Origin of the sequence: Streptosporangium sp. NPDC000563 (assembly GCF_040299985.1) — a bacterium.
Taxonomy (GTDB): Bacteria; Actinomycetota; Actinomycetes; order Streptosporangiales; family Streptosporangiaceae; genus Streptosporangium.
In genome coordinates, this window is record NZ_JBEPDA010000039.1 from 23,116 (window position 1) to 49,275 (window position 26,160).

Annotated in this window: 26 protein-coding genes and 1 pseudogene; 10 read left to right on the forward strand and 17 right to left on the reverse strand. The window is 63.5% G+C overall.

Annotated features, from left to right (window positions below):
• Nucleotides 1-282 precede the first annotated feature (282 nt).
• A complete protein-coding gene (locus tag ABT352_RS38995; RefSeq protein WP_350950087.1) occupies nt 283-1,239 on the forward strand; it encodes a nucleoside hydrolase in 957 nt (318 codons plus the stop codon).
• A gap of 383 nt (nt 1,240-1,622) precedes the next feature.
• On the opposite strand, the gene ABT352_RS39000 is transcribed toward ABT352_RS38995, so the two are convergent.
• The 12 genes from ABT352_RS39000 to ABT352_RS39055 form a co-directional block, all read right to left on the reverse strand.
• Nucleotides 1,623-2,336 carry an acyl-homoserine-lactone synthase gene (locus ABT352_RS39000; RefSeq protein WP_350950088.1) on the reverse strand — a complete coding sequence of 238 codons (714 nt, stop codon included), beginning with the start codon at nt 2,334-2,336 and terminating at the stop codon, nt 1,623-1,625.
• A gap of 477 nt (nt 2,337-2,813) precedes the next feature.
• Nucleotides 2,814-3,467: a hypothetical protein gene (locus tag ABT352_RS39005; RefSeq protein ID WP_350950089.1), complete on the reverse strand. Its 654-nt coding sequence runs from the start codon at nt 3,465-3,467 to the stop codon at nt 2,814-2,816.
• Nucleotides 3,468-4,020: 553 nt separating this feature from the next.
• Entirely contained in the window at nt 4,021-4,185 is a 165-nt protein-coding gene (locus tag ABT352_RS39010) for a hypothetical protein (RefSeq protein ID WP_350950090.1), read from the reverse strand.
• A 237-nt stretch (nt 4,186-4,422) separates the two neighbouring features.
• A complete protein-coding gene (locus tag ABT352_RS39015) occupies nt 4,423-8,880 on the reverse strand; it encodes an NACHT domain-containing protein (RefSeq protein ID WP_350950091.1) in 4,458 nt (1,485 codons plus the stop codon).
• A gap of 340 nt (nt 8,881-9,220) precedes the next feature.
• The gene (locus tag ABT352_RS39020; RefSeq protein WP_350950093.1) at nt 9,221-10,324 is read right to left on the reverse strand and encodes a tyrosine-type recombinase/integrase; all 1,104 of its coding nucleotides are present in this window, start codon (nt 10,322-10,324) and stop codon (nt 9,221-9,223) included.
• A gap of 46 nt (nt 10,325-10,370) precedes the next feature.
• Nucleotides 10,371-11,354 (reverse strand): TniQ family protein, encoded by a 984-nt coding sequence (locus ABT352_RS39025; RefSeq protein ID WP_350950094.1) that lies wholly within the window; start codon nt 11,352-11,354, stop codon nt 10,371-10,373.
• A 14-nt stretch (nt 11,355-11,368) separates the two neighbouring features.
• On the reverse strand, nt 11,369-12,409 hold the full coding sequence (locus ABT352_RS39030; RefSeq protein WP_350950095.1) for an ATP-binding protein: 1,041 nt from the start codon (nt 12,407-12,409) through the stop codon (nt 11,369-11,371).
• Nucleotides 12,400-14,421 carry a TnsB C-terminal domain-containing protein gene (locus ABT352_RS39035; RefSeq protein WP_350950096.1) on the reverse strand — a complete coding sequence of 674 codons (2,022 nt, stop codon included), beginning with the start codon at nt 14,419-14,421 and terminating at the stop codon, nt 12,400-12,402. Before ABT352_RS39035 ends, ABT352_RS39030 begins: the two co-directional genes overlap by 10 nt.
• A gap of 74 nt (nt 14,422-14,495) precedes the next feature.
• A complete protein-coding gene (locus tag ABT352_RS39040) occupies nt 14,496-15,272 on the reverse strand; it encodes a TnsA-like heteromeric transposase endonuclease subunit (RefSeq protein ID WP_350950097.1) in 777 nt (258 codons plus the stop codon).
• 118 nt (nt 15,273-15,390) lie between these two features.
• Nucleotides 15,391-16,356, reverse strand: coding sequence for a TniQ family protein (locus ABT352_RS39045; RefSeq protein ID WP_350950098.1), 966 nt, complete (start codon nt 16,354-16,356; stop codon nt 15,391-15,393).
• Complete coding sequence (locus ABT352_RS39050) at nt 16,346-16,999, reverse strand: TnsB C-terminal domain-containing protein (RefSeq protein WP_350950099.1); 654 nt, start codon at nt 16,997-16,999, stop codon at nt 16,346-16,348. Before ABT352_RS39050 ends, ABT352_RS39045 begins: the two co-directional genes overlap by 11 nt.
• Nucleotides 16,996-17,400 (reverse strand): hypothetical protein, encoded by a 405-nt coding sequence (locus ABT352_RS39055; RefSeq protein WP_350950100.1) that lies wholly within the window; start codon nt 17,398-17,400, stop codon nt 16,996-16,998. Before ABT352_RS39055 ends, ABT352_RS39050 begins: the two co-directional genes overlap by 4 nt.
• Before the next feature lie 214 nt (nt 17,401-17,614).
• Here ABT352_RS39055 and ABT352_RS39060 point away from each other — a divergent pair, with 214 nt between their 5' ends.
• Nucleotides 17,615-17,980, forward strand: a complete 366-nt coding sequence (locus ABT352_RS39060; protein ID WP_350950110.1) for a winged helix-turn-helix transcriptional regulator — start codon at nt 17,615-17,617, stop codon at nt 17,978-17,980.
• 83 nt (nt 17,981-18,063) lie between these two features.
• Here the strand turns inward: ABT352_RS39060 and ABT352_RS39065 are convergent, their stop codons facing one another.
• Complete coding sequence (locus ABT352_RS39065; RefSeq protein ID WP_350950101.1) at nt 18,064-19,425, reverse strand: hypothetical protein; 1,362 nt, start codon at nt 19,423-19,425, stop codon at nt 18,064-18,066.
• Between the two features lie 142 nt (nt 19,426-19,567).
• Between ABT352_RS39065 and ABT352_RS39070 the strand changes: the two genes are divergently transcribed.
• Complete coding sequence (locus ABT352_RS39070; RefSeq protein ID WP_350950102.1) at nt 19,568-19,822, forward strand: helix-turn-helix transcriptional regulator; 255 nt, start codon at nt 19,568-19,570, stop codon at nt 19,820-19,822.
• 107 nt (nt 19,823-19,929) lie between these two features.
• Here the strand turns inward: ABT352_RS39070 and ABT352_RS39075 are convergent, their stop codons facing one another.
• Nucleotides 19,930-20,193, reverse strand: a complete 264-nt coding sequence (locus ABT352_RS39075; RefSeq protein WP_350950103.1) for a hypothetical protein — start codon at nt 20,191-20,193, stop codon at nt 19,930-19,932.
• A 63-nt stretch (nt 20,194-20,256) separates the two neighbouring features.
• Here ABT352_RS39075 and ABT352_RS39080 point away from each other — a divergent pair, with 63 nt between their 5' ends.
• From ABT352_RS39080 to ABT352_RS39090, 3 genes are all read left to right on the forward strand, one after another.
• Nucleotides 20,257-20,424: a hypothetical protein gene (locus ABT352_RS39080; RefSeq protein ID WP_350950104.1), complete on the forward strand. Its 168-nt coding sequence runs from the start codon at nt 20,257-20,259 to the stop codon at nt 20,422-20,424.
• Between the two features lie 265 nt (nt 20,425-20,689).
• The gene (locus ABT352_RS39085; protein ID WP_350950113.1) at nt 20,690-21,118 is read left to right on the forward strand and encodes a hypothetical protein; all 429 of its coding nucleotides are present in this window, start codon (nt 20,690-20,692) and stop codon (nt 21,116-21,118) included.
• Nucleotides 21,118-22,146, forward strand: coding sequence for an IS3 family transposase (locus ABT352_RS39090; RefSeq protein ID WP_350950111.1), 1,029 nt, complete (start codon nt 21,118-21,120; stop codon nt 22,144-22,146). Before ABT352_RS39085 ends, ABT352_RS39090 begins: the two co-directional genes overlap by 1 nt.
• A gap of 22 nt (nt 22,147-22,168) precedes the next feature.
• Here ABT352_RS39090 and ABT352_RS39095 read toward each other — a convergent pair whose 3' ends face one another.
• Nucleotides 22,169-22,501 (reverse strand): Het-E N-terminal domain-containing protein, encoded by a 333-nt coding sequence (locus ABT352_RS39095; RefSeq protein ID WP_350950105.1) that lies wholly within the window; start codon nt 22,499-22,501, stop codon nt 22,169-22,171.
• 808 nt (nt 22,502-23,309) lie between these two features.
• Between ABT352_RS39095 and ABT352_RS39100 the strand changes: the two genes are divergently transcribed.
• The 3 genes and pseudogenes from ABT352_RS39100 to ABT352_RS39110 all read left to right on the forward strand — a co-directional run bounded on the left by ABT352_RS39100 (nt 23,310) and on the right by ABT352_RS39110 (nt 24,252).
• Nucleotides 23,310-23,504, forward strand: coding sequence for a hypothetical protein (locus ABT352_RS39100; RefSeq protein WP_350950106.1), 195 nt, complete (start codon nt 23,310-23,312; stop codon nt 23,502-23,504).
• Between the two features lie 127 nt (nt 23,505-23,631).
• Nucleotides 23,632-23,862: pseudogene (locus ABT352_RS39105) on the forward strand (cyclic nucleotide-binding domain-containing protein); the annotation flags it as partial.
• A gap of 93 nt (nt 23,863-23,955) precedes the next feature.
• On the forward strand, nt 23,956-24,252 hold the full coding sequence (locus ABT352_RS39110) for a helix-turn-helix domain-containing protein (protein WP_350950112.1): 297 nt from the start codon (nt 23,956-23,958) through the stop codon (nt 24,250-24,252).
• A gap of 250 nt (nt 24,253-24,502) precedes the next feature.
• Here ABT352_RS39110 and ABT352_RS39115 read toward each other — a convergent pair whose 3' ends face one another.
• A complete protein-coding gene (locus tag ABT352_RS39115; RefSeq protein WP_350950107.1) occupies nt 24,503-25,210 on the reverse strand; it encodes a tyrosine-type recombinase/integrase in 708 nt (235 codons plus the stop codon).
• A gap of 29 nt (nt 25,211-25,239) precedes the next feature.
• Here ABT352_RS39115 and ABT352_RS39120 point away from each other — a divergent pair, with 29 nt between their 5' ends.
• Nucleotides 25,240-25,422: a hypothetical protein gene (locus ABT352_RS39120; RefSeq protein ID WP_350950108.1), complete on the forward strand. Its 183-nt coding sequence runs from the start codon at nt 25,240-25,242 to the stop codon at nt 25,420-25,422.
• 158 nt (nt 25,423-25,580) lie between these two features.
• Here the strand turns inward: ABT352_RS39120 and ABT352_RS39125 are convergent, their stop codons facing one another.
• Nucleotides 25,581-25,997: a hypothetical protein gene (locus ABT352_RS39125; RefSeq protein WP_350950109.1), complete on the reverse strand. Its 417-nt coding sequence runs from the start codon at nt 25,995-25,997 to the stop codon at nt 25,581-25,583.
• Nucleotides 25,998-26,160 lie beyond the last annotated feature (163 nt).

Consider the following 26,160-nt stretch of genomic DNA (forward strand, 5'->3'; position numbering starts at 1 on the left):
CCCGGGACAAGGTCTTCTCCGAGAAGATCTCCACCCTGATGCGGATGCGCCCGCGGTTCGAGGCCGCGCTCGCCCAGGCCCGCGAGCAGGGAGCGGAGGAGCCCCGACCACCCTCATCCCCGGCGCGGGCCGAGACCGGCCCCCAGACCCCATGCCTCGATGTCCGCCCGGCGGCCGGTGAAGCCGCGCCCCCGATTAAATCGGTCGCTTCGCTTTGTCGCGGATGAATACGATCACGGCACGCTCTGGGGGCGCCTGGACTCACGGAAGGACATCTCCGCGATGCTAGACCTGATCTTCGATCTGGAGACCCAGGATCCCGACGACGTACTGACCCTGTGCCTGGTAGCGGGACATCCGGCCGTACGACTGCGCGCGGTCACCGTCACTCCGGGGTCGCCGACGCAGGTGGGACTGGTCCGGCACGTCCTGCGACGGCTGGAGCGAGACGATGTCGCGGTGGGCGCCAGCGATCCCGGTACGGGTAAGAGCCATGTGTCGGGCTTCCATGACCGCTGGCTCGGCACCCCTCCCGAGGCCCAGCCGGACGCCCCGCCCGCCGACGTCATCGCCGAGACCCTACGGTGTCACCCCGGGGCCACGCTCCTCACCGGCGGACCCCTGCACAACCTCCGGAGGTTCCTCGAGATGTATCCGGGAGTGAGTCTGAGCCGGTGGGTGGCCCAGGGCGGGTTCGCGGGCGACAACGTCGTACCGCCCGAGCACCGGTTGACGAAGTTCGAGGGCCGCACGGTATGCCCGACGTTCAACTTCAACGGTGAGCCCCGGGCGGCCCTGCTCGCTCTGTCCTCGACCGGGATCGCACGGCGCGAGCTGGTGTCCAAGAACGTCACTCACGGCGTCGCCTACGACGGCGAGTTCCACGAGCGGTTGCGACCACACCGCGACCGTACCGCCGGGCTCGCCCTGATATTCGCCGGCATGAAGCACTACCTGCGCAAGCGGCCCGGGGGGAAGCTGCTGCACGACCCCACCGCGGCCTGCGTGGCCATCGACCGCGCCATCGCCACGTGGGCCGAGGTCGAGATGGTCCGGGAGGAAGGCGGATGGGGTGCGCTGCCGGCGGCGGGCAGCGGGACGTTCGTCACGACCGCGCTCGACCACGAGCGGCTCTTCGAGGTCTTCGTCGGTGAGGGTGCAAATCTGCAGCGGGATGTCAGTACTGCCACCTGCGCATTCTGCATGAAGTGTCAGCGAATCTGCACGTGCTGTCAGTGAGAACAACTCCACAGGGTCGACGCCCCTTTGACGACAGGTCTACATACGGGCCATGGGGGTTGATCAGCAACCGAACGGCCAGTGGTGTTGGCGACCTGCCGACGGTCGGCTTACCGCCACTGGCGGACACCTTCGTCCTGCCCGAGCCGGCTCCCGGCCCATCCGCGACCTACCCGCCCCGGACACCGCGGGCGGTCAGCTTCAAGGCGGCTGATCCGGCTGGCGACCGGGGTCCGAAATGTTCGCGCGCGTAAGCGCAGAGCGTCACAGCGGTGATGAACGCCACCTCGATCCCCAGCACCTTGTCCAGAATGGTGAAGCCTGATAACCGCCGCAGAACGGCCAGAACACCACCTACCCGAACCAACCTAACGAAGTACTACCTAGGACTCGTCCTGGCAGGGAATCGTCGCCGCCGTTGGCGCGGCAGGCGCGTTCTCAAGGAAGGCCTGGGTTGAGACGGCATAGGCGGAACACAGAAGCCGGCCAAGGCGCGTCGCCCTGCCGTCACCGAAACGCCGGGTGGGAACACCCATGACATGCAGGCGCCGTTCCAGGGCCACGCCTGAGACCGCGACCACCGTGTCACCGTACCGATCAACCCAGCGAAACGCGTCCCGGAGCAGCGCAAAAGCAAGCGTGCCGAAACCCGCTGCCGTAGTGCGGGGCCAGGCCCGGCCGGTGGCCAGGCGGCTGAGCTCCCAGATGCTCGGATCACGAGGAGCAGGGGCGCCGCGCAGCGTCTCGGAGAAGACGTCGGGGATCATATAAGGACCGTCGGTGGGCAGGAGCCGACAGCACCCTGTGACCTCCCGGCAGACCTCCCCATGGCTGATCACATAGACCGGATCGCAGTCGTCGTAGGAATCTCGCTCCATTCCGTGGAGGCTGTCGACGTCCCAGCGGAGGCGTTCGTAGAACACCTCGTAGCGGAGGCGGAACATGCCGGTGAGTAACCACGCCGGGAGATCATCCGTGCGGCCGACGACAATCCGTTGTACGCACCCCATAGGGCTGGTCAATGAATGGTTACCGGCGTCGATGTCGATCTCTCCAGTGATCGGGTCCCGCGCCACCCACTGGCTGGCGTTTGGCATGCGCTGCGCCTTGTCGCGCCACTCGTTGACGAGCAGTCCGGCTACACCCCCAGCGTGACCACCTCACCGGCGAACCGGTAAGAAACCGTCCTGATCGGACCATACGCCCTGGGTGGGGCGGGTCAAGCACTTTCTATGCCCTCGCCAGGACAGGAGCACCCCGTGATTCTGTTGTGTGGTGTTGCCTGCCGTTTTTTAGTGGTCTGCCGTGTGATGTGGCTACTACCAGCATTAACCGGGAGCAACTGACCGTGTCCGCATCGTCGCGAAGTGACGATGTCTTGAACCGTAGAGACTTCCGATGTGGTGGTCTTGCGCTTTTAGGATCTTGTTAGTGCGCCGCGCGCCCTCGCCGGGGCAGGCCCCTCCGTGGCGCGGGCGCTGGGGAAGACCTCGCTGCAGCTCAAAGGGCCAAGCGTCGTGGGCGGCGTGATCACCATGCCGACGAGTTCGGCAGCCGTACTGCCCCGGGACCACCTACCCCACCTGGTACAGCCAGTACGACACGCTCTGCGAAGCACCCGGCGGCTGGTAGGCCTCCACCGTCGCGCCCTCGTACCCGTAGGTCGTCGAGACCGTGCTCGTGGCCCCCGTCTCGTAGTCCTCGTACTTCTCTTCGTAGTTCTTCGTGATGAACATCTGGCTGGTGTCGTAGACGCTTTCCACGATCACCCGCCCGGGCCCGAACACGCCGATGAGGTCCTGCCGGAACAGCTTCAGGCGGGCCTTGCATCCGGTGCACGGCCCGATGTTGCCGACCACCACGACCCGGATGTGGGCGTCATGAGGGAACGAGGAATGAAGCGCCTCGATCCAGTCCCAGGCTTCCTGCAGGACGGCGACCTCGCTGTCCTGTTTGGACATGCGCGCCTGCGCCTTGTCGACGCGTCCCTGGTAGCTGCGGCTGGCGTCTTTGGTATCCGCCAGGGAGTAGCGCGTCGTCCCCCCGGAACGCGCTCCCGCGACCGGGGTCTTGTAGCTGTGCGCCTCATCGAAGGAGAGGTCTCCGTTGGCCATCACCAGCGCCCGGGAGAACAGGCCCGTGCCCTTGGCACGGATCTCTGCCAGCGACTGTGCGATCTGCGGTGCCGCGGGGTCTGAGGTGAGAGCTTCGGGGGGCGTCGCGGTCATCGTGGTCCTCCTTGACCAGAAAGAAGAACCTCAGCCTTTCATCCGGAAGGGTGCTGTCAAGGCACGTCAGCGTCCGGCTCAGGCCAGCCTGCTCCGCGCAAGCAAGAAGGTCGACGCGGAACCTGCGAGCCGGACCGGCCGGGGAAGGCCGGGCAGTACTTCAGCCTCCCCGATCTTCTTGTCGTGTGAGTCGGCCTTGGGTCGGCCGATCGGCCGGGTCGGAGCCTCGGCCGCGCCGTGGTCCCGGGCCGTCCTCCAACTGGAGCGAAGACGACCCCTGCGCATCGCGGAGACTTCTCTGAGCGTGCCTGAGACGCTCACGCTCTTCCGCTGCGGCGGCCGTCGACGCCGGAGAACGCCTCTCCCGACGCCGTTGTCCTGTCTCATTCAATCTGAGGCACCGGGAAGCCCTTGACCTGCGGTGCCTCAGATTGAATGAGACGACTCATCCAGTCTCGTCTCATTCAATCTGAGGCATATCAACAAATCTGGTTTTGGCTCGCTTTTTCGAACACATTAGCCAGTTTTGCCTCCTGGTCGCGCTGAAACTGTCTCATTCAACTTGAGGCATCTCATAGTTTTTCTCATCTACTTGAGGCAGTCGACGTTCTGAACAGGCATGATCGACTCGATCGCGGCGAGCGAAATGAAGATCCACCTCATGATCGATAAAATTTCGCCTGGCTGGTTTTGTGCTCACCCCCTGCTGGTGGCTCATCCACACCGAACCTCTGCGTCTGACCGACCAGGTCCCGGCGACGTTTACCGAATGCGTGAGCTGGATGGGTGTCTTCTCCCGTACGCCGGACGCGCTACGGCCTGGGCTGACCAGTCCACGAATGCGTCATCGGTCACGAGGGATGGTCGCCGCTCCGGAAGAAGTCACCGTCCTGCTCACGAGCATCGCCGCGACCTGACGGTCTCTGGGTGAGGTACGAGGGGGAGGATCACGGCTTCATTCGTGCTTGTGCGGTCTCGGGACCGTGATCACCAGTGGACGAACGTGTACGAAGCCTGTCCGGGACAGGTGCGTCGCTTGTTGTTCCAGGTCGACCAGCAGCGTGTCAGGCGCGAGGTGTTGCGCCCGTCGCCTGTATGCGTTGCTTGGGGCGGTCCACAGGTCGATCGGATGCCAGCCGACGAGGTAGATGCCGACATCGGTTCTCGTTTCGTGCAGGTATCTGTCGACCAACTGTGTCTTCTGCGCTGTCATCAGACCTTCGTTGCCGGCGCACTTGACCTCAATGACCAGTTTCAGCGGTTCCGCTGCTCCGGGAAACCCGTCGAGGTTTTCGGGAAGGGCCTCGACGAGGATGTCGGTACGGTCTCCTGCACCGTAGGGATCGGTCGGATGGATCAGCACCTCCCGATTGACTACAACACCATGATGGGTCATCCGTAGCCTCAGCTCATGAGCGATGTAAGCACACAACGCCGCCTCGGGCTTCGGCTGCCAGACGTCGGGAACATCGAGTTCAGCTCCGCGCTTACGCTTGCCCGGAATACGATCCCAAAGCAGCTCTCCTTGCGGAGGTAGTGCATCGCCGATCTCTTTCAACGTCTCCAGCGCGACTCTCAGCAGGTCCGTGCTTGTGCGCACAACGCGGCGGGCCGGGTCCCGCAGGATGTTGATCACATCGTCCACGGCGACCTGGCTCCAGCGGGCAGCGGCATACTGCGTCACAGCAGAGATGAGAGCCGCGGTGATCGCGAGCCTCTCCGGATAGCTGTCGGCCAACTGCCGGAGATGGCTCACGGATTCGGCGGAAGCCCGGCGGCTCAGCTCCTGCAGCAGACTGTCTCGCCACCTCCACGCCTGTTCTTCCGTGTTCATCCAATGGGCTTCTTGACGGAGCCTGTCGTTTTCCGGCGGATACAGCTCGCTGAGCCAGAGGTACATGTCCACCAGTTGCGACTCGTCGAGCACCTTCTGGACGACATGCTCGGTTTCGGTTCTGATGGACATCTCGACGAAGCGGCGGCCGACATCATGCCCTGTTCTGACATAGGTCCACACGCGTACCCAATGTGTCTCCGCATCCACGATCAGCAACGCCTGGACCGCCAAGACGGCGGCTCGGGAAAGGGCGTCGTCAGCAGCGTCGTTGTCGAGTGCGGCGGCGATGACAGTGTGGGGGATTTCGCTTTCCGTGGTCAGCAGGGCGTGGAGAAGCCCGTTCCAGGTGTTCAGCACGGCGTTGAGCGGGTCCGCTCCGTCGGGTAGTTGTCCGGGCTTCACATCAGTCGCGGTGCCTGGCAAGATCCCCAGCCAAATGGACAGGTTGGTGAGCAGGTATTCCATGGCGGTGCGGAGCTCGGGCGCCCACAAGGGATCGATGTACCGAAGCGTCAACGGCTCGCAGGCTTGCGTGAGTGCGGCTTGGCAGTGCTGAACGAGGCGGTGGGCCAACTGCTCAGCGGCATGGGTCGCGGCCAGACGTAGCAGGTTACCTCTGATGCCTTCGGTCGAACTCGACAGCGTCTCGGTGGAGATCGCGGCCGCCCACGAGCCCCAGATCGCAGGAGGCAGTTCAGCGAGGCGATCAGCTTCATGCAGGTCGATCAGGAAGGCGTATCCAACCCAGGAACGCTTGTCGTGGCTGCGATTCGTGATCCATGAATCGGCGTGGTCGATTTCCGTCGTCAGGTAGCGAAGGGCCAACTCAGGAAGGTCGTGGAGATCACCGACCGCCGCAGTTCCCGGCCAGGTGTGAATGAGACCCGCCAGATGTTCCGCTTGCCCGGTTCGCGGATCTATCTGCAGGAGCCAAACGAACCGCCACAGGCTGTCGTTGTCGCCTGCCCTGGCGCGGGTGAGCAGCTCGGCCATTTCGGAGGCGAACTCCGCCCCGCCCTCCCAGTGGCGCTGCTGTCGAGCCTGATGGCTGCGCCGCAACGCCTTCGCGTAGCGTCCATCGATGTCGATCGCTTCATACGCGAAGCTCACATACGGCCACGCAGGATGATCTTCATCGTAGGCCAGGTCGAAAGCCTCATGATCATCCTGCGGGAAGAGTCGTGCGGCTATTTCTCCCCACGTAGCGAGCTGCCTCTCATCTGGCGATGCGGCTGCTCTTCTCGCTTGGTCCAAGACCCAGGCGAAGTCGGTTCCGTCCAGGAGTTGATGTCGTATGGTCCGTTGTTCATGGGATTCGGCAGCATCATGCCGTATCCGTGCCTGCGTCTTCCAGTCGTGAACGACCTGCCATGACGTTTCATGAGCGTTCTTTCCGGTTCGGACAGCCTCTTCGACTAGGGCTTTGGCCAGAGACCTGCGCAAGGGCTCCTGGCCGCCGAGCTGTAGACATTCCGGGAGATGCATCTGCTCGTACGCGCCGAATAGGCGCAAGATGATCTTCGCGAGCAGGCTGGTGAGATGGATCGCGTCCGGACTGCTGAGCGCACGATCGATCAACGCATCGACGAAGTCGACCTCAATCCTGTCGGATGTGAAGTTGAAGCCACCCGACGTCGATTCGTCTGCGCGAACTGCTCTTTCCGCCCACGTGAGGAGATCTGGCAGATGCTCATCCGCGCACTGTGTTGGCGCGTTTCGGAGGAACCGTGCGTACATGTTGAAGATTCGAGGGTTCGGTGGCCGCAGTGCGTCCAGCATCGTTGTGGCGTCCAGGTGGTCGGGCCACAACAGGTCCAGCAGGGTGCCTCGCAGGTCATGCTCCGAGTCGACGCGTCCCGCGTAATCGGCATCGTTGAGCGAGGCCAGAGTCCTCCTGAGGACGGGCATCGCCCAGCTGTCCCCGCAAGCGAAAGCGGCGCTCGCGGCAAGCCGACGTTCGGTTGCGTGCCACGCGTCGTTCTCGACCAGGCGAAGCAACGCGGCCGCCAGCCTCGCATCAGGAATCGCGGCATGTTCGGCGATGCGCATGGCCAGACGGACTCGCGCGGTGACCGCCCAATCCGTGGGTTCTTCGGCGGGAGCGGTCTCCAGTGCGTCGGCGAGTTGGGCTCCGAGAAGCGGATGACGCAGATCCCAGCGGGACAACTGCCAACGGCTGTCACCGAGTTCCACCTGCAGCGCTCGCTCCAGAAGACGGTCCACTGTGAGACGCCGTACCTCGTCTGAGCGCACTATCGCACTGTGCACCGCCAGACTTTCGGGGTCGGCGGACGCCAACCAGGCGGTGGCATGAGGACGCAGGGCCACCAGCCAGGCGGCGGTCTCGCGTAGTGGCATGGGAATGCTCGCAGTGTCACCATCCGGTGTGCCGACGAGGATGAGATTTTCCAGTTGACGCTGACCGACTTTCCGATCGGTGAGATACCGCGCCGCCAGGTACGCGGCCACCGATGAGTGACGGAACGCCACCCGATTGTCACCGGAACTGGTGAACAGTGCCGTTGCGAGCGTCTCTCGCACGGCCTCGTACGTGACGTCGAAAGAACCTCCGGCAGTGGCTTCCGTACCGTCAGCCAGTACGTCACCGGGCAGATCGAAGGCGCTCGCTTCGAGAGTCCGTCCGAGCCAGACGTTTCGATGGCCGGAAAGGAGCGTCCAGGCCGCGATGCGTTGGGCGATGGCCAGGCGTTGATGGCTGGTGGTAACCGTCGATGTGATGACTCGATCGCGATTTGGTTCCTGTGCGAGCGCTTCGACGCCTCGGGCGAAGAGGTCCGTCGGCTTGCCGGTCAGGTGACCGTCTGCCCGGTAGGTCACGACCAACAGTTCCAGCGTGAGTGGAACGCTTGCCATCACCGCGGCTCCGGCTACTTCGGCGGCTGTCACCAACGCTTCGCCTGGAACGCCGGCGCTGTCAGCCAGTTCCACCGCCTCAGCGCGACTCAGTGGGGCCAGGTCGACGCAGCGGCATGCACCGACAATTTTGGTCAACGCATCCGTCATTGCCGTCGGGTAGTCAGCTGTCCGGCAAGCTACGAGAAAGCGCAGGCGACTGGCGACTTTGCCGCGCAGCGATCGTGTCAGGCGCCTAGGCAGGTGCTTCAGGAAGGGGCCGCATTCGTCCAGTTGGTCCAGGACTACAAGCAGGGTGCCCCGTCCCGACTGGGGGACCTCCGCTGGTGGAAGCGAACTGAGATGGCTTCCGAGTTCCGCTTCGTAGGAACTCTCGGTAAGATCGCCACCTGAGATCCAGAGGCATGCGTCGGAGTCCTCCTCCCAGATGCCCGTGACGCGGGGTACCGCGTCGGTCAGGCTTTTCAAGACAGAGGTCTTTCCCGCGCCTGGCTCACCAAGGACGACCATGGCACCGGTCGCCGCGATGACTTCCGGGGTCGCCAGGTCTCCTTCGGACAACCGCTCCGGATCGGTGACCACTCGTTGTTGTTCCGCCCGGAAAGCCTCGGATTCCCGTGGGATCCACTCTTCTGCCGCAGCATGCTCGCCTCGGATCCTGCACAGGCGGTGAACATGGAAGGCGAACACATCTCCGGGCATGGCGTAATTCTCTACGCTCAAGGGTCTCGCGGCGTCGCTACACGTAAAATCATGCGTACCGGCCAGACTTGCTCGTTTTGGGTGTATCGGCCAGTGTCAGTGGGCGCGCTGGCTCGCGATCCTGCGCGACGCTCGATCCTGCTCCTTGAGAGGCCACGGCCAACCTGGGTCGAGGTTGCGGCGGCCAATCGCTGCCCTACTTGTGATCGGTGTGTCGCACGTGCTCGGTACCCACAGCGACCTCGGCGAGGGCCTGGTGAAATTTCTCATTCTTGTCGGGGTGATCTACGCGTCCCGAGGGCGCTGCAGTTCGTCGCGCTCCTTGCGAGGAGCGTTCCGTTCAACGGTCACCACGGCCGGTTAAGGGTGGGGGAGTGCTCATGGGTGGTTCGGGAGGGGAAGCTCCTCGGATGAGGTCGTCCAGCAGGTTAAAGATCGACCCCTCCTGCCCGTAGAGAGGATGTTTGTTCCCGCTGTGGACCTGGCGTTTGTGGCGTACGAGGGCACCCGGTGATGCATAGTCGGTGACCTTCCACGGGTACTCCGGCGAGCTCGTCTCGTGTTCCAGCAGCGCGATCGCGGTTGGCCGGGTGATCTTCGGATGTAGCTGCAGGACCCGGTCAGCGGGGATGCCGCCGGCGAGTGCGGCGTTGCGGAGTGCGGTGGTGAGCCAACAGCGGTCAATTGGACGGCCGTCGTGTTTGGTGAGCAACAGTTCGTCGGGGGCGCGTCCGGTTCGCAGTGGTTTCAGTAACGCCAACGTCCGGACGGGCACTGACACGGTGCGATGGCTTACGGTGCCGTTGACGGGGCGGCTGACGGTGATGAGGAGACGTTCACCGGTATCGATGATGTCGTTCACGGTGAGCCGGATCAGTTCGCTGGCGCGCAGCAGGCAGTCGGTCAGCAAGGCCACTGCGGCGGCGTCTTTCGGATGGGTGGCGGCCAAGGCCTGTATGCCAGCCACTATGGCGTGATGTTCTTCGAATGTGAGAGTTGAGGTGATGCTGGGAGTCGTCGGTGAGGGGATGGGACGCTGGAGGTATTGGGCGGGGTTGACGTTAATGACGCAGTGGCACAGGGCGTGGCGAAATAGGCTGGAGAGCATGGCCAGATGCCAGGCGATGGTGGCAGGCTTCAGCGGCTGGCCGGGATGGCGTACTCCGGTGGCGGTGCCAGCTGTCAGAGCGTCGCGGTAGGCGATCAAATGACTTTCATCCACTGAAAGCAGGTCGATGCCGGGGCTGAGGTGGTTGAGCCAGCGCAGGAATCTGGCCAATGCGTTGAGTCGCCTCTGGCGGGTGCTGATTGTGGGGGCGGATTTCAGCCAGCAGGCGGTGATGTGCCAGCTGTTGCCGGTCAGGCTGTCGATGATATGGACGTCATCCTCGTCACTGGGGGGATGAAGCAGCTGCAGACCCGGGATAGCGGTGATCGAGCTCATTGACGACCCCCCGGGGAAGCCGCAAGACGCTTTATCTTCCATGAAGTTATCCAGATCGTAGAGTGTCGGGTATGACGGAATTCGCGGCCGTCTGGTAATTTTCTTTCAGCTTACCCATTTGGTTTCGTTGTGAATTGACCCAGTCAATGAGCGGCTCGTGGCGCCTGGAATGAAACGGAGAATCCCAATTATATAGAGGATTTACAGTGCGCTGGACCTCCTTAACAAAACGGTGCGGGATAGGAAATTCTTGCAGGGTAATGGACTGCCAATATGGCGAGACTAGAATCCTAGTCAATGCGATAACTTGCGGATATATGGCGGCATGAACTGTGACGTCATCCCAGGGGACGCTCCACTCTTCTCCGTGGAATATCTGCATTCTATGAATGAAGGCGTCGTCGGAGGTGGTTGATTGACGCCATTGGTGGCAGATACCGCTTGCCTCCGCATAGGCGCGGGCGGCGTTGACGCGGCCATGGCGTCTGACGATGCGCCGATAGCGTTTGGTGGCTTGGAGGATGTCCGGCTGGTTGGTGAGGTCGGGTTGTGAGTGGCCGTACCTGATGTCCCCGGGGCCGATCCATCGGCGGTGGAGAAGGCAGATCACGACGTCCTGCCATCCCTGACAATATATTCTCTCGCCGAATTCCCGTCCTGCTGCACACAGTTGGCAGGGTCTTCTTCCTAAGGCTACGCGACGAGGTTGAGCATCAGTCGCGGAGATCGGATCTGCTTCGCCGTGGAGGTCGTCAAGGGCTCGGAGAAGGGTGACTTCGGGAATGCCGCTGAGTACGGATAAACGATCTGCGGGTACCTTCGAGGACTTTTTTCGGCTTTCGGTGAGGTAGAAACGCAGATGGTCGCCGTCAAGGTGGTTGGCGCGGGCGAGTCGGTTCAGGTAAGACTGCGTTGTTTCGTTGGGGAACGGGGTGACAGTGCGAGGAAGCGGACGCAGAAGCATCGTGGGGGATGTGTACGGTCGGCTAGCCTTTTGCGTGTCGGCGTGGTTTTCCGCTGGTTTACCCATATCCGTTATAATTTTTATTCACCGGATTGGGCGACATGATCGATAAGGACGTCGTTCATGAGTTTCCGGGTGATGGCCTCTTCGCCGTCCAAGATCGCCAGATGAGCTGCCCCGCGAATCAGGTGTGACAGGCTGCCTATCATTCCTGCGGTGCGCTGGTGCAGGTAGCGGGCGTTTCGCAACAGCGTTCCGGGTTTGTGGCGGTGCAGCCGCAGTGCTTGTTCGAGGGTGGCGATCATCGATTTCCAGTCATCGTTGTAGGGGAACGGACCGGTGTTGATGAGCACGCATCGTCCTGCGATCTGCTTGCCGCGTACTCCGGTCAAAAGCGTGCGCTCGACGTCGATGCCGGCGTAGACGAAAGTGGCCGGTAGATGCTCGGTGAAGTATTTCAGGTGGTCCGACATGTCCTCCCCGGCGGAGGTGGCCTGGTTGAGGTTGTGGACTTCATCCACGAGCACCAAGTCGACCTTCGCGTCGATGAGGATCTGGCAGACGATGTCGGCGATGTCGGTGGTGTTGTAGGCGCGTTTGACCGGTGGCAGGCCCAGGAAGCGGGCGAACTCCAGCGCGAGCTTGCGAGGAGAGCCTTTAGGTGGGCTGGTGACATAGACAACGGGGATACGGTCGATGGCTCGTCCTGGGTATCGTTGACGAATCATCAGCTCGTGAGTACGGCCGAGTTGTTTAAGGGCGGTGCTCTTTCCGGTGGTCTGCGGTCCGGACACGATCAGCCCTCGGCGGGCGCTGATCTCACGCCGGTTCAACCGCGTCAGCAGCCGTCCTTGTCGGTTGACCTGTTCGACGGTCGCGGTGGAGACCACGACGAGTTCGGAGTGGTAGCTCATCCTCGCTTCGTCGTAGGCGTCTTTGAGGTCATCGGTCAGGTCCGCCCATTGCTGCTCGGGAAGCAGGTCGATGCTGGCGACGGGAGCCTCGACGAAACGTCGCCAGCCGGTCAGGGTCATGGTGGGCTCTCGCCGGTCGGCGTCCAGGACGTTGTCCAGCACATCGGCTGTCTCACCCAAGTTGGTGGGTGAGGTGTTCACCACCATTTCTTGGCCTCCTTGTTAGGGTCAAAAACCTTGAGCGGTATGACATCGGCGAGCTGGTCATCGTCTTCTTCGTCTGCGGCGATGAGGTTGGCCATGACGTCGGCAGGGACGGTGACGTGTTCTGGCGGGGATGGATCGGTTGAAGGGAGTTCAGGGCTGCTGGTGGGGGGCATCGCGCGGGTGCGGCCCGCTACCCGCGAGGTCTTGACGGAGGGGCTGCCCCCTGAGGGGCCATCGCCGGCTTTGTCGAGCAGGGCTGTTACGGCTTCGGCGATCTCCTTCTCGGTCGCCGGGTTTTCTCCTCGGCGCGCGAGGATCTGGCGGGCGTGATCCCATGCTTGTTCCCCGAAAGGAACGGGTGTGCTGCGCAGGTGCGTCCAGGGAACACAGATCCATCCCTTGCCACGGTGGTTGCGGACCCAGATGCGAGAGACGTCGTAGGGGTCGTAGTGGATCTCCCAGCGGCCATTTTCCGCGGTGACCCCTGAGTGTTCGCGGCGGTGGGGATTGAGGGCTTTGCCGTCGTACTTGCGGTTCTTGATTTTGATGCCGTAGGAGTTGATGACCCGCCATTTCGCTGGCAGCAGTTCAACGTAGTCATCGGCTGACAAGGGCACCGGCGCGTATCCGGTGATCTCGATCAGCGCGGCGTACTGCTCGTTGGGTGTCATTGCCTTGGCGGCTATCAACGGGTGGCGCAGCCCGTCGTGCTGACGGTTCTGCCAGTCGACGACGATCCATTCGTCTAAAATTTCCTGCAGCTCGATCATCGACCAGACGGCTTTCTGGTCGGCGTTTTTTCCACGGTTTTCGACACTGTTGCCGACGTAGCCGGCCACGTATTGGGCGAAGAGTGTTCCTACGGAGCTGAAGCTTTTCTCTACCGTGCCTTTTTCCCAGGGGGATCCTTTGTGGGTGGGCTGGAAGTTGATGCCCATGGCTCGGCAGGCGGTTCGGAAGTTCTGTGACATGTAGACCTTCGCGTGGTCGCACACGATGGTTTCTGGGACGATTACCGGGCGGGCCGCCGCGTGTTCCAGACGCTGATCGATGTCGGTCAGGCGCCGGTGCGGCAGCACCGAGCGAGACATGCGCAGCGCATCGGCCCACCCTGGGCGCATCGGTTCTGGCGTCAGGGATCGGGCCAACAGCAGGGCGGCGTCCACGGCTTTGGTGGTGGGGCGGAGCACCGCCGCGGCGATGGTGCGGGTGGCCAGGTCGATGAGCCAGGTGAGCTCGACCTTGTCGACGATGCCGTTGTCCAAGACCACGCGGACGTCTAACGGTGTGGAGTCGATCTGCATCCATTCGCCGGGCCGCAGCACGGTCACTGTTCCGAACGGCCCGGCCGGTTGCTTGGCCAATGACCGGCGGGTACGGGCTGATCCGAAGGTGTGCTTGCCGGCCGATACGCGCTGCACCAGCCGATAGAACGTCGCGCGGGAGGGCATCACCGATACCGGTTCCACCTTGTACTGGGAGATGAGGATGCGCTCGACACGACGGCGCAGCCTTTCGACGGTGCCGGTGGACTCGTTTGTCTCCTCGGCTACCGCTTGCCTGATGGCCTCCAGCACCCGTTCGTCGGTTCGGACGTCTTGGGTGCGGGTGATGCGGTGATCGACCAAGCCCCAGATGCCGTGCTTTTCGTAGTCGAACCGCAGCCGTTGGAAGGTGGTCAACCGGATCGAGTGCCCGGCAGCGCTGAGCTCGTCGATTTTGGCGACTTCCCGCTGGCGCAATGTCAAGGATGCCGGGTCGTACTGCGGCTGCGTCGCGGCCGCCGGCCCAGTTTCGGGCGGGATACCGGTGAGTACTTCGACGATATGGTGTTCCCACCAGCGAGCCTGCTCGACCACGGCCGGGGGCAGGCCATCAAGCAGGCCTTGTGGTGGTAATGGTGCCCTGGTTTGGGAGATGACGGAGAAGCCGGGGGCGCGAAACAATTCAGCCCAGGTGTAGGTGACTTCGGCCCCCACCACGTCGGTCAGCTGAACATGGTTCTCGAACACGCTCGTGACGGTGCAGGTTCGATCTGCCAGACGTACCTCGTCTCCGATCCGAAGGTGTGCCGGCCGTGAGACGCTCATGGTGTGTCCTGACGGGTGTGGACTAATGACCGGCCGCTCAGCGGAGCTAAGGTGAGATCGGTGATGAGCACTCCGGTCCATATCAGGTGAAAGAGCACCGGAAGCACAGCGATGTGATCGCCTGCGGCGTCGGCTCCGTGCAGCAGGGGCGTGGGGTCTGCGAACGCCTCCTGCAGGCGCAGGCGGTGGATCTCGTTGCTGTATCGGGGATGCCGATAGCCTGCGATCCATCGCATGTTCGCCGCTAGTACCGGGTCCAGGGCGCCGAGCTGACGATAGCTCCATCCCACTGACGCGCACGCCGCGGCGGTCACTAAGCGGGTCTCGTCGTCCTTGAGATCGGTCGGCTCTGCGAGGTGGGTGTCGATCACCACGCCTGTGCCGTCGCGCCGCCTGGCGAAGAAGTCTGGAGCATGCCTGCGCACCTCGCCGTTTGTCGACCATAGGAGCCAAAACGGCTGGTAGGAAAACCCGGTGACCGCGGAGGAGAAGTCAAGCATCATGAGCTGATCGCGCTTCGACCAGGATTCAAATGCGACATGCTCGCCGGTGGTGGCCGACCACCACTTTCCTGGAAAACTTGATCGGCCTAGGCGGGAGGGGAATGTCCGTACGGGCGGCGAGTTTTCGAATCTCATACTCCAACACTGCATCAGCGGCTCCCGGTGCTCGACCGTGCCACGTTTCCCAGGTCGCAGATAGAGCAGATCGACATTGGCAGGCAGAGCTGACGTGATAACGCGAGACGATGTGCTGTGTCGAACCTGATTCACGCTGACCTCCTGGCCCGAAGTCCCGGAAAGGTTTCTAGGCGTTGCCGTCTGAAGAGATTCGCTCTGTATGTCGGGGGTTGCCGTACGGTTCGTGGATGAAGATCTGCGCTGGAGCATCTCATTCGGCCACCGGTGATCGCAGGTGGGTGCGAAGGTCGAGAAACTGTTGCCCGGTATGTCTCCAGGGCTGTGGTTGATGCTCGCGGATCCACCCCCATAGAGACCTGTCGAGATTCGGGGGCCCATTCGTCAGATCTTTAAGCTGAATATGGCGAAAGAATTTATCTTGCTCAATGGGGGAACCATGGACTGCGGAGTGCCGCCAATAAGGTGATATCAGTATGTTGGTGAGCGCAACAGCCTCTGGATACATGGCTGCACTGCTATAGCTACGCGGAAGACGCTCTACTTTTTCGCGTTCGAAAAAATAGAGCATTCGGCTCCATCTTTTGGTGGGGGAGGGGAGTCGGCTCGATACGTCAACGATGTTGTGCGCGTGCCCATAGTGGTAGTTAACTGCGCGGTGCCCGTATCTGCTGATCAGCTTGCCGTGGCGTCGTTGAGCCTGAAGCATTTCCGGCAGGTCGTTCACGCAAAACTGGTCAGCAGGGGTGGTCACGTCCCGGCCGATCCATATTCCGTGCCGCAGGCAGATGTTCTGATCCGGTCGTCTCCACACGGAAACGCGGCCAACGACGTTTTTGGCGCCCATACATAGTCGGCATGCCGGATGTATTCGATTTGGATGACCGGCGATGGTCATGCCTTTAAGGCCGGAGACGCCTTGATCGAGGAGCTGACCCCTGATTTCTGGTAACGCATAGGCCAGATGTGTGGACTTTATTCCGGTTGCGCCGGCCAGCAAGTGAAGGCGAACTATCTTTTCTGGGGCCCGTAGTTGACTCCGACACGTAGGAGCTAAAACTCTTATTAAATCACGGCAATTGATATGGTTTACGAAAGCGAGGCGTGCAACAAAAGAACCGATTGTCTCGTTCGCCACGGGAGGTAGTGAGCGCGGCAAAGCCCGCACGGACAACCGGGGCAGTTGTATTGGCGAGCTTGTTGATATGTCAATTTTCATCTCTATGAGCTCGTATGTTGTCGGCAGAGGTCTCAACACTTTCGATCGAGGCGGGACCTTGTTGCCAGGCCTGCAACGGAGCGCTCTCGCCGAGGGCAAGGTTTCGGCGGCTGGAGTTCCACCACGTTGCCCAGTTCAATACTGCACAGACGAAGTCTTCGAACGACAGCGCAAGCTGGTCGAGATCGACAGGGATGTTGTTGACGGTTTTTCGGCCGCTGCTGTAGCACGGCATGGACGACAGCAGCATTACCTCCATCGCGCGGCTGGTCACTTCTGCCGCGCCTTTCAGGTAAGGGCTGTAAGCGGGAAGTAACTCGACGGTGGCGCCGAAACCCCTCAGAGCGCTAGCGACCGTCGGTGACAGGAAGTCCTTGCCACGATCGACGTACACGATGATGGACGCTGTGCCCGTCGGGTTGTAAGGTTCTTGCTCCAGCAGTACGAAGCGCAGTGCCGCCAGGATGCTGGCGCGGTTGGGCGATCCGGGAGCGACCGTAATCCCACAGATGGCATTGGTAGTGCTGTCGACGAACCAGATGATCCACGGCTTGACGAGCATCCCGCCGCCGACATCGACTTCGACAGGGGCCTGCTGGTGATCGACCTGCCAGACGGAACCGCACTGTACGGGCCCTTTCATGCCGGGACTTCCTTGAGAGGGCCGAACATACCGAAGCCGTGTGTGGCGCCTTCGCCATGACGCAGGCCCGCTCGCTCCGCGAGAGAGAGTTCTGGACGGATGGCCCGACGCACACTGGACAAGCCGCGAGCCCGGCACCTCGCATACGCCGCGGAGTTGATCAGATCGCGGTACATGCTGGCGACGTTGCCCCGATGGCAGATCGGTTCACGACGCAAGAAGGTGTCGATGGTGAAGTGCTGGCGGGTTGGGGCGGTGCAGTGCCCGGTGGTTCGGGCTCGTTTAAGCTGGCGCCACATGGTGTGCGCGGTCACGCCGACGCATCGAGTCGACAGGCGCACATGAACGGTAGTGAGTTCTTTGCGCTCGTCCAGGACGGACAGGCGGCTGACCGTTGTCACGCGCGGAGCGTGTGCTGATGTCGCCGGGTGCTGCGTGTGCGTGCTCACCGAATACCCCCGTGTACTGGGTGATCGGTCAACCCGTGGGGATCCCGCTGTCTGCGACCGTGGTAGCTAAGCTGGTGTGCGCCGACAGCCGCCCGGTCACAGGCGCAGACCACCCCGGCGAGGGGGTATCTCTGATCACCTGGTTATCTGGAGTAACTCATTGGAAGTGAACACCGTCGGTGATGATGGCGCTACCGATTCTGCGAAATCTCCCAACTTTCTGCTTCCCCCTTCGACCGCCGCGGCGATCGATCTGCTCAGCCGGCGCTGGATCTTGCAGGTTTTGTACCTGTTGTGCCAGGGCGAGGCCCGCTTCAGTGAGCTGGCCCGGGCGGTGCCGGGCCTTTCTCGCCGAGTGCTGACCGAGCGGCTGCGTGAACTCGCCGACCAAGGGCTGGTGCGGCGCATCGTCGAAGACGGGCCGCCCACCCGGATCACCTACTGTCTGACCGAGCAGGGGGCCGCCCTGCGCATCGCTCTTGATCACATCGATGCCTGGGCGGCCACGCACCACCCTGTCCGCGCCTCCTGAGCCGACCTCACCCCACCATCCCCGGTTCCCACCACGTTCCCACCGGGAGCCGCACGGCCCGATGTGATACCCGCAGTGCGCGCCTATATGGCGACGCGGGCCAACTCCAAAACCTCCCTCGGAGAAATCTCTCGATCCCATGGGGTGGCCACCTCGGTCAGGAAGCGCACCGCCTGCATCAGTGCGTACGGAGTCTCGGGGCGTCCCGCCGCGTGCAGGATCCGCCAGGGCGAGCGCACCGTTGTCCCGATCATCAGCTCAGGTTCGGCGCACGAGTCGGTGCCGGAGCCCTGCGTTTGGGTCAGGATGCCCACGTGCTTCCAGAACGCCAGCAGATCCGCCATGGTCTCCACCTCCGGGTGGCCGCAGGCTTGGACCAGTGCGGAGAATCCGTTGTCCCAGTGAGCCCAGCTGTGTTCATCGCCGATCATCTGCAGTCGCAACGTGTAGATGCCAGGGTATTCATCCAGCTCAGGCACCTCCCCGGTAGCCGGTAGGTAATCCAAGGGCGGCTGGATGCCGTCCCAGATACTGGAGCCCAGCCACTGCTCACCATCAGCCCACCGTCCAGGGGTTTGGGCTGCGGCGTGTGCGGCGATCTCCTGCGCCGAGGCGCGCGGGGTATCGAGGAAGGCCCTGATGATCTCACCGGCGCGGGGGCAGATTGTCAGCCAGCCGGTCTCGTACACCCCGATGACCGCATGCGGCGCATCCGTAGGCCGTGGGACGTCGGGGTGGGTGAGGGTGATCTGGTGCGGCCGCGTCGGCAAGGTGGGCAGTTCCACCCGGTGGGGGCGGCGGCCGTAGCGGTCGATCCAGTCGTGGGCCAAGGTCAGCCGCTGGCACTCGATGGCGTCTTCTTCGGCCTGGCGGACCTTGTCGCGGGCGGCGCGCAGTTGCTCGCGTCGTTGCTGTTCGGCGGTGGTCAGGTGCACGTGGCAGTGTTCGGCGCCGATGCCGGTGAAGATGCGCTTGGCGCAGCGCGCGCCTTTGAGGTTGACGCCGGAGCACTGGGCGTGCGGGAAGAGGTCGGGGCGGGAGGCCTCGCTCAGCGCTTGCAGGTGTTCGGCGGGGATGTCGGGTTTGGCGGGGGCGTACATCTCCGGGATGACCGTCTGTGGATCGCTGCCGGCTTCGCGGGCTTGGGCGAACACCGAGCGCGGGCGCGGTACCCCGCTGCTCCAGGAGGGGGCGAGTGGTAGGCGGGCTTCGACGATGACGCCGGCGTGCGCGGCGTTGATCAACGCTTGGGTCGCCTCGTGCTGGATGGAGAGTTCTTCGGTGAGGTTGAGGCGTGCGCCGTGGATGAGGGACAGGATGGAGTTGATTTCCCATGACAGCTGGGCGGCTTGGACGAGCAGCCAGGCGGGGGAGTGGCCGCCGTGGTGGTTGCGGCGTGGTACGGCGATCGTGCGTGCGGGATGACGCGACTCCGTTGTGATCATGGTTGCCTCTTCAGGTTTGCCGAGGTGAGCAAAGGGGTCGCAGTCAGCTTCCCGGCTGCGCGGGACGGAGGCTGATCACCCTCCGTTATATGTACCAAACTTGGTACAGACCTTTGAGGATCATGCACGCCACCTTGGGTAAGTGCCCGCCCCGACCTCGCCACGCCTCGCTGAGCTGCGCAGACAGTTCGGCCTGCGGCTACGCGACGTGCGGGAAGGTCAAGGACTCAGCCAAGAACGCCTCGGGGAACTCGCCGAAGTCGACCGCAAGACCATCAACCGCATCGAGAACGGCATGTACAGCCCTCGGCTGGACAACGTCTTCCAGATCGCCGACGCTCTCGAGGTTTCGGTCAGCGAGTTGTTCGACGGCTGCGAAGTCCTGCGCGGCGAGTAAAGGCCACCGGCTGGGGATTCAGGTCGCCGACAAGCAGGCCGAGCGATACCTCACCGGATATCTCGTGAGCTCCCGTCTGTGACGGGCGGGAGCTCAGGGAGTCAGGATTAGCACTCGCAGACGATGCGCGTGGGGGAGCGAGGATCGTTGCCGCTCGAGGGCGAATTCGGCGTCGAAGTGGGCGCGGATGTCGGATTCGGGGTCGGGGCGTTGGTGGTGTCGCACCGGCCTGACCAGATGCGCAGCCACTCTCGCTTCGCCTTGGTCTGCTCGGCGCGCATCACGGTGATGTACTTGTCGTTCGGCGTGCACAGCACGGCCTTGCCGTAGTGGACCAGGTTGCGGTTGACGAGCGGGTACAGGGCCGCCACCTTGCCGAAGACTTGGGGAGCGCTGTCTCCTCAGAGAATCGACGCGCGGGTACGGCGATGGGCATGAGCAAGTACACACCGATGGACAAAGAAGCCAGTGCCCGCATTCAGTCCGCGGCCGCTAGGAATCCCGGCAGCGACAGCGCCCAAGACGACTTCGATCGCCGGGCTCAATCGGCCGCAGACAGAAATGAGTCTCAAGGGGAGGACGAGCAAGGCGACGACGACTGAACATCCGCAGCGCACCATCCTGGTGCGACAGGGAAGTGAATCGTCCCGGGTTTGGTGGAGACTGTGGTGTGTCCCGAGTCCGGTGGAGTCGGGACACACCAAATGGTCCACAAACTCGGGGCGGTTCACCCGACGCCTTGGGAACTCACATGCTCATTACTGTTCGGGCCCCTCTCTGCCAGACTGGTGTGACACATAAGGACAAACAGACCTTAAGCGGAACGAGTGGGGCGAGAACAGGACCTTCTTCATCGTGACGTTGAGCATGACCGACCTGACCGGCACGGCGGGGCATGATGAGCCGATGGGTACTTCCTCCAGCGCATCCAGCTCGAACCGGCCAAGGCGGCGAACCTTCACCGCCGAGTACAAGCTGGCAATCTTGGAGGAGTACGACCAGGCCGACACCGTCGGCAAAGGCGCGCTGTTGCGCCGCGAACGCCTGCTGACCTCCCATATCTCCGAATGGCGCAGAGACCGCAAGGGCGGGGCACTCAAGGCACTGGAGTCCAGGAAACGCACACCAGGGCGCAGTCCGGCCGAAATCGAGAACGAGAGACTACGCGCCGAGAAAGAGAAACTCGCCAGGGAGCTCGCGCAGACGAAAGCCGCCCTGGAAATCGTGGGAAAAGCACACGCACTCTTGGAAATGCTCTCCGAGAGTGCGGACTCCGACGAGAAGCGCAAGAAGTAATCGACGCCGCATTCGCCGAGCTGGAGCCGATCAGCAACACCACGTTCGCGTGTGACACGCTCGGGAAATCCCGGTCGACCGTGTACCGGCATCGCCACCCCCGGCCGAAAAAGCATGGCCCGCCACGACCCGTGACGCATCCTGCGCAGTTGTCGCCGGCCGAATGCGAGCAGGTCATCGCCGTGCTCAACTCCGAGCGGTTCTGGGAGAAGGCGCCGGCCCAGGTGTGGGCGACGTTGCTCGACGAGGGCGTCTACCTGTGCAGCATCCGCACGATGTACCGGCTACTGGCCGCCGCCGGGCAGAGCGGGGAGCGGCGCCGCCAGGCCACTCACCCGCCCAAGGTCCGGCCCGAACTGGTCGCCGACGGGCCGGGACAGGTGTGGAGCTGGGACATCACGAAACTGAAAGGACCGACCAAAGGCGTCTATTTCGACCTGTACGTGATGCTGGACATCTTCTCTCGTCACGTGATCCATTGGGAGATCTGGCCGACCGAGAACGGTGAACTCGCCAGACGGTTCATCGAGAATTCCATCATCAAGAACGGAGGCGCCGCCCCCAGGACGATCCATGCCGACCGCGGCACGTCCATGACGTCCAAGAACGTCACTCAGTTCCTCGCCGAGCTGAAGATTGACCAGTCGCATTCACGGCCGCGTGTGTCCAACGACAACCCGTACTCGGAAGCGAACTTTAGAACCTTGAAGTATTGTCCGGCGTTCCCGGACAGATTTGGTTCCATCCAGGACGCTCGAGAATTCTGTCAAGAGTTCTTTGAGTATTACAACCACGAGCATCGCCATTCCGGGATCGGGTTGCACACGCCCGCGTCCGTCCACTTCGGCACCGCGCACCAGGTGCAGCGCCGACGCGCTCAGGTCCTCGCTGCGGCCCACGCCGCCCACCCCGAGCGGTTCCGCCGGGCTCCCGTCCCTCCCGCCCTGCCCGAGAAGGCGTGGATCAACGAGCCGCAACCCGCCACCATCGAGACCACGGAGGCCCTACAGGCAAGCAACGCAGCATGACGTGTGTCATCCGGTTTGGCATCTACCGGGCACCACGCAGATCTACGGTGTACTTGCCGGCGCCGCTACCTTCCCGATCGACAAGGGCCAGCAGCCGCTGTGCCACCTCGAGCACATCGGAGTCGGTGTCGGCCCCGCTGGCGAGGAGCTCCTTGGCCAGCGGGGCCGCCCAAGTCTGCGGATCGGACTCATGTGCAGCCAAGACGATCTCAGCGGTGTTCTTGCCGGAAAACCGCGCGAACAGGCGTTCTTTCAACCCTTGATAGGCATCCTTAACTGCGGTGGTCGCAGCGTCACCGACACCGGCTGCGGCTCCCGCAGTAAGTGCCGTGACGATGAGCGTCACCGGATCCATCTCCCACCTCCGTGTCCTCGCCCCCCAGCTCGCTGGTGGCACCGGATTCGTCCAACCCATCGACGACGGGCACCACCATGCCCTGCATCACCACATGCCTCGGTATCGGCGCTGAACATCCCCACCGGGACCCCGATCTCAGCCCGGGCCTCCAGCTTCAGTTCCACCGCAGATCCGCACTTCACCTTGATTGATCCCACGACGAATGCGATCTCACTGCCCGCGCCGCGTCCTGCGGTCCCCAGCTCAATCTCCACCACGCCTCATCTGTTTTGCTGGCCTGTCTGAACGTGCTCGTCCGTATACGACCGTGTGTGTACACGGTCGTATCACGAGATCACTCACCGTGAAATAGGTGTTCGGCCAGCATCAGTGGTTTCCCCGAATCGACCTGCCCAGTCGCATCGGGCTCGGCTGCGGTGGCCAGGCACAATGCAATCTTTGGTCCCCGAGCAGGTGTTCGCAGCATCGCCCTTTTAAGAGCCGAGCGCAGCAGTTTCCGGCATATGCCGGAAGCTGCTGATCCGAATTCTTGACATACTTGTGAGGTCAGCAGCCGTGACTCTTCGCCGAGCCCGGCTATCGCTGCAGGCAGGAGCCCTCCGGGGGTGGTAGCCCGGAGGGCCCGCCACCTTCCCGCATTGGCGAAAATCCAGGGAAGGCGAGTTTCGCTCGCCTTTGCCTTCTTTTTGCGTGCCCGTATCGTAAATGCAGTACGTAGCCCCCTGTGATGTACCGATTTCCCTTTACCAAGGAGATCAAGCAGGGCGGCTGAAATTCGGGCTCGGCGAAGGAGGCGACCTCGGTCGTGAAGATCGACAACTGGTTCGTTGTTTGTGTGGCAGGGCTGGTGGCGTTGGCCGTCATCGGCCTCGGGGCGTACGCGCTCAAGGCGCTCGGCACGGCGGATCCCGCTGTGATCGGGGGCATGTTCGGGGGGCTGTGCGCCCTGCTCGCTGTGATTCCTCGAATCATCAGGGCCATTCGGGGGTCGGGCCGATGATCGCCTGGGATCGCGACGCAGTCGTGCGAGGAAACGCGGTTCAGCACGGGAGCTTTTGGGCTGAGCTGACCAAGGAAGACCGAGAGGGGCTCCTCAGTCTCGGCAGGCGGCAGGACTACCCCCTGACACGATTCTCTATTACCAGGGAGAAACAGATCGTCACGTGTTCCTCCTGCAGTCAGGTCACGTCAAGATGATGAACGCCGGGACCCGGTCAGGGGGGATGCTCGCCATCAGGTACCCGGGCCAAGTTCTCGGAGAACGTGAAGCACTGCAACGCGGAGGCACGACCACACGAGAAACGACCGCCATGGCCCTGGAATACGCCACAGCGCTCACAATCGACGCCCTGAAGTTCGCCAACTTCGTGGTGGGGCACCCTTCCGTATCGCTCGCGTTGATCAAGGAGCTTGGCTCCCGGGTCCACGAGGCTGAGATGCGGCTCGCGACGATGGCCTCTGAAGGGGCCAACCGCCGTCTCGCCAAAGCTCTGGCCTCGCTCATCGACCACAACAAAGCGATGCGGACAGGATCCAGCGAGATTGTGCTCCCCCTGACCCAGGCGGAACTCGCCTCCTGGATCGGAGCCTCCCGAGAGACCGTGGAGCGCAGTCTGCGGGGTTGGCGAGCTCGCGGCATCGTGCACACCGGCTATCGCAGCATCACGGTCCTGCGCCCCGCCGACATCATGTGGATCGCTGGTATCCCCTCGCCATTCCAACCATCTGGACATCGCCGTTCCGCCTGACACCGCCTCAGCACAACAAGGTCTCGGAGAGAGTTCTCTCCGAGACCTTGTTGCGTCCCCCATGGGCTGAAAAACGTCGGAACGATGGCGCTACGTCTTACCTTCTCCATCTCCCGCTCGGCGATGAGGCGCGCGATGTAGGGCGGTGTGCCTGGCATCGACGATGTCGACATTGTCCGCGCCGATCTGCCTGGAGGTCAGCTGGCGGTGGCCGAATCGGCCGTGGCGGTGAGAAAGCTCAACTCGTCCCTCACAGGCCGGTGACCGGGTTGTCGCTCCAGCGGTCGGCCTCTTCGATGTAGCCGAGCAGTGCGGTGGAGCCGTCGGCCCAGCCGCCGTGGCGGCCGATGCGTTCCAGGTCGGCGCCGGCGCGGCGGGCGGCGGTAGCGAACCCCCGGCGCAGGGAGTGGCCTCTCCAGCGGCCCTCCAGGCCAGCGGCCGCGGCGATCCGGGTCACGACGTCGGCCAGGGCCTCGGCGCTGAGGCGCCCGGCCGGATCCCCGATCGGGCGGCCGCGCCGCGTCAGGGGCGAAGCCAGGTGGCCGTGCCGATCGACGCGCACGAACAGCGGCCCGCCGGGGCGGCTGACCTCGGCGAGCGCGGCGGTCAGCGCGCGTACGGCGCGGACCGGGCAGGTGGCCGGGTCAGCGCCGTAAGGGACCGCGACCTCGTCGTGGCGCTTGAGCTTGCGCCGATACAGGCCCACCAGCAATCCGTCGGGCGTCTCGCGAACGTCGGTGATGTCCAGGGCGGACAGTTCGGAGACCCGGGCGGCGCAGGCGTAGCCGAGCAGCAGCGCCGCGGCGTCGCGCCTCCCGGCCAGGGTGGTGCGATCTACGGTAGCGAGCATGGCGCGCAGCGCCTGGGGGATGGCCGGTTCGGCGCGGCGGGGCCGCGAGCGGGCCCGGGTGGCCGGGTCGGTGCTGGTGGCCAGCATCTCGCGGTAGCCAGCCAGCACCTTGCGTGCTCCCTTGGTCTGCGGCGTGCATGGTGCGGATCGCGGCCAGGGCCCGCTCGATGGAGGCCGGGGCCAGCGGGCGGCCGGTGCGCGCCGAGGGTGCGGCGCTCAGGTGCGCGGTGTACTCGGTGACGGTGGCGGCGGTGGCGGGCAGCGGGGCGCGGCCAGTCGCCGTGCACCACGCGGTGAAGGCCGTCCAGTCGGTGGCGTAGGCGCGGCGGGTCGACTGCGGCACGCCGGCCTCGATGGCGGCGCGGGCGGCCGGGGTGAGGTGGTGGTCGACGTCGGTGTGCGTCGCAGGCGGCTGCGTGGCCGGAGGGGAGGCGGACCTCACTCGCGCCGGGGCGGGAAGAGATGGACTCGTCATCGCTTACCCGGTTGTCAGGGTGTCGATGAAGTCGGCGGCTGCATCGAGTGCCGCGGTGAAGTCCGCCACAGCGGCCGCGGACAGTGCTGCCGTCTCCTCCAGGCTGTCCTCGGGGAACCTGGTGTGCTCCACAATCGGACAGGACTGCAGGGCGGCCAGCGCGCTGGCCACGCCACGCGCCTGGCTGGGTGACAAAGTCAGATCGGGCTGCTCGTTGTCGACGATGGTGACCAGCACGGCCGGCGGGTCAGCCGCCGCGACCGGCTGAGCTACCTCGACGGCGATGAGGCCGCCGTCGGGGGTGTCGATGAAACCGAACCTGCGAAGGTGTGCGGTGGCGTGCTGGGCGGTGCACCACGGTGGGCAGGCCTCCGGCGCGGGGGTGGTGTGGGGCGTGCTGTCGGTCGTCGTGCCGTCCATGCGGGGCTCCGTGGGGGCGATGCGAAGAGGGCGGTGATGGTGATGGTCTGGCTCCTGAGAAAAAACATTTATCAGGAGTCAGAACGCCGAATCGGGCCATCGCGCGCCGACACCAGCCCACCCAGGTCGACGTGCCACCGCGGCCGGTCTGGATCGACCCGGT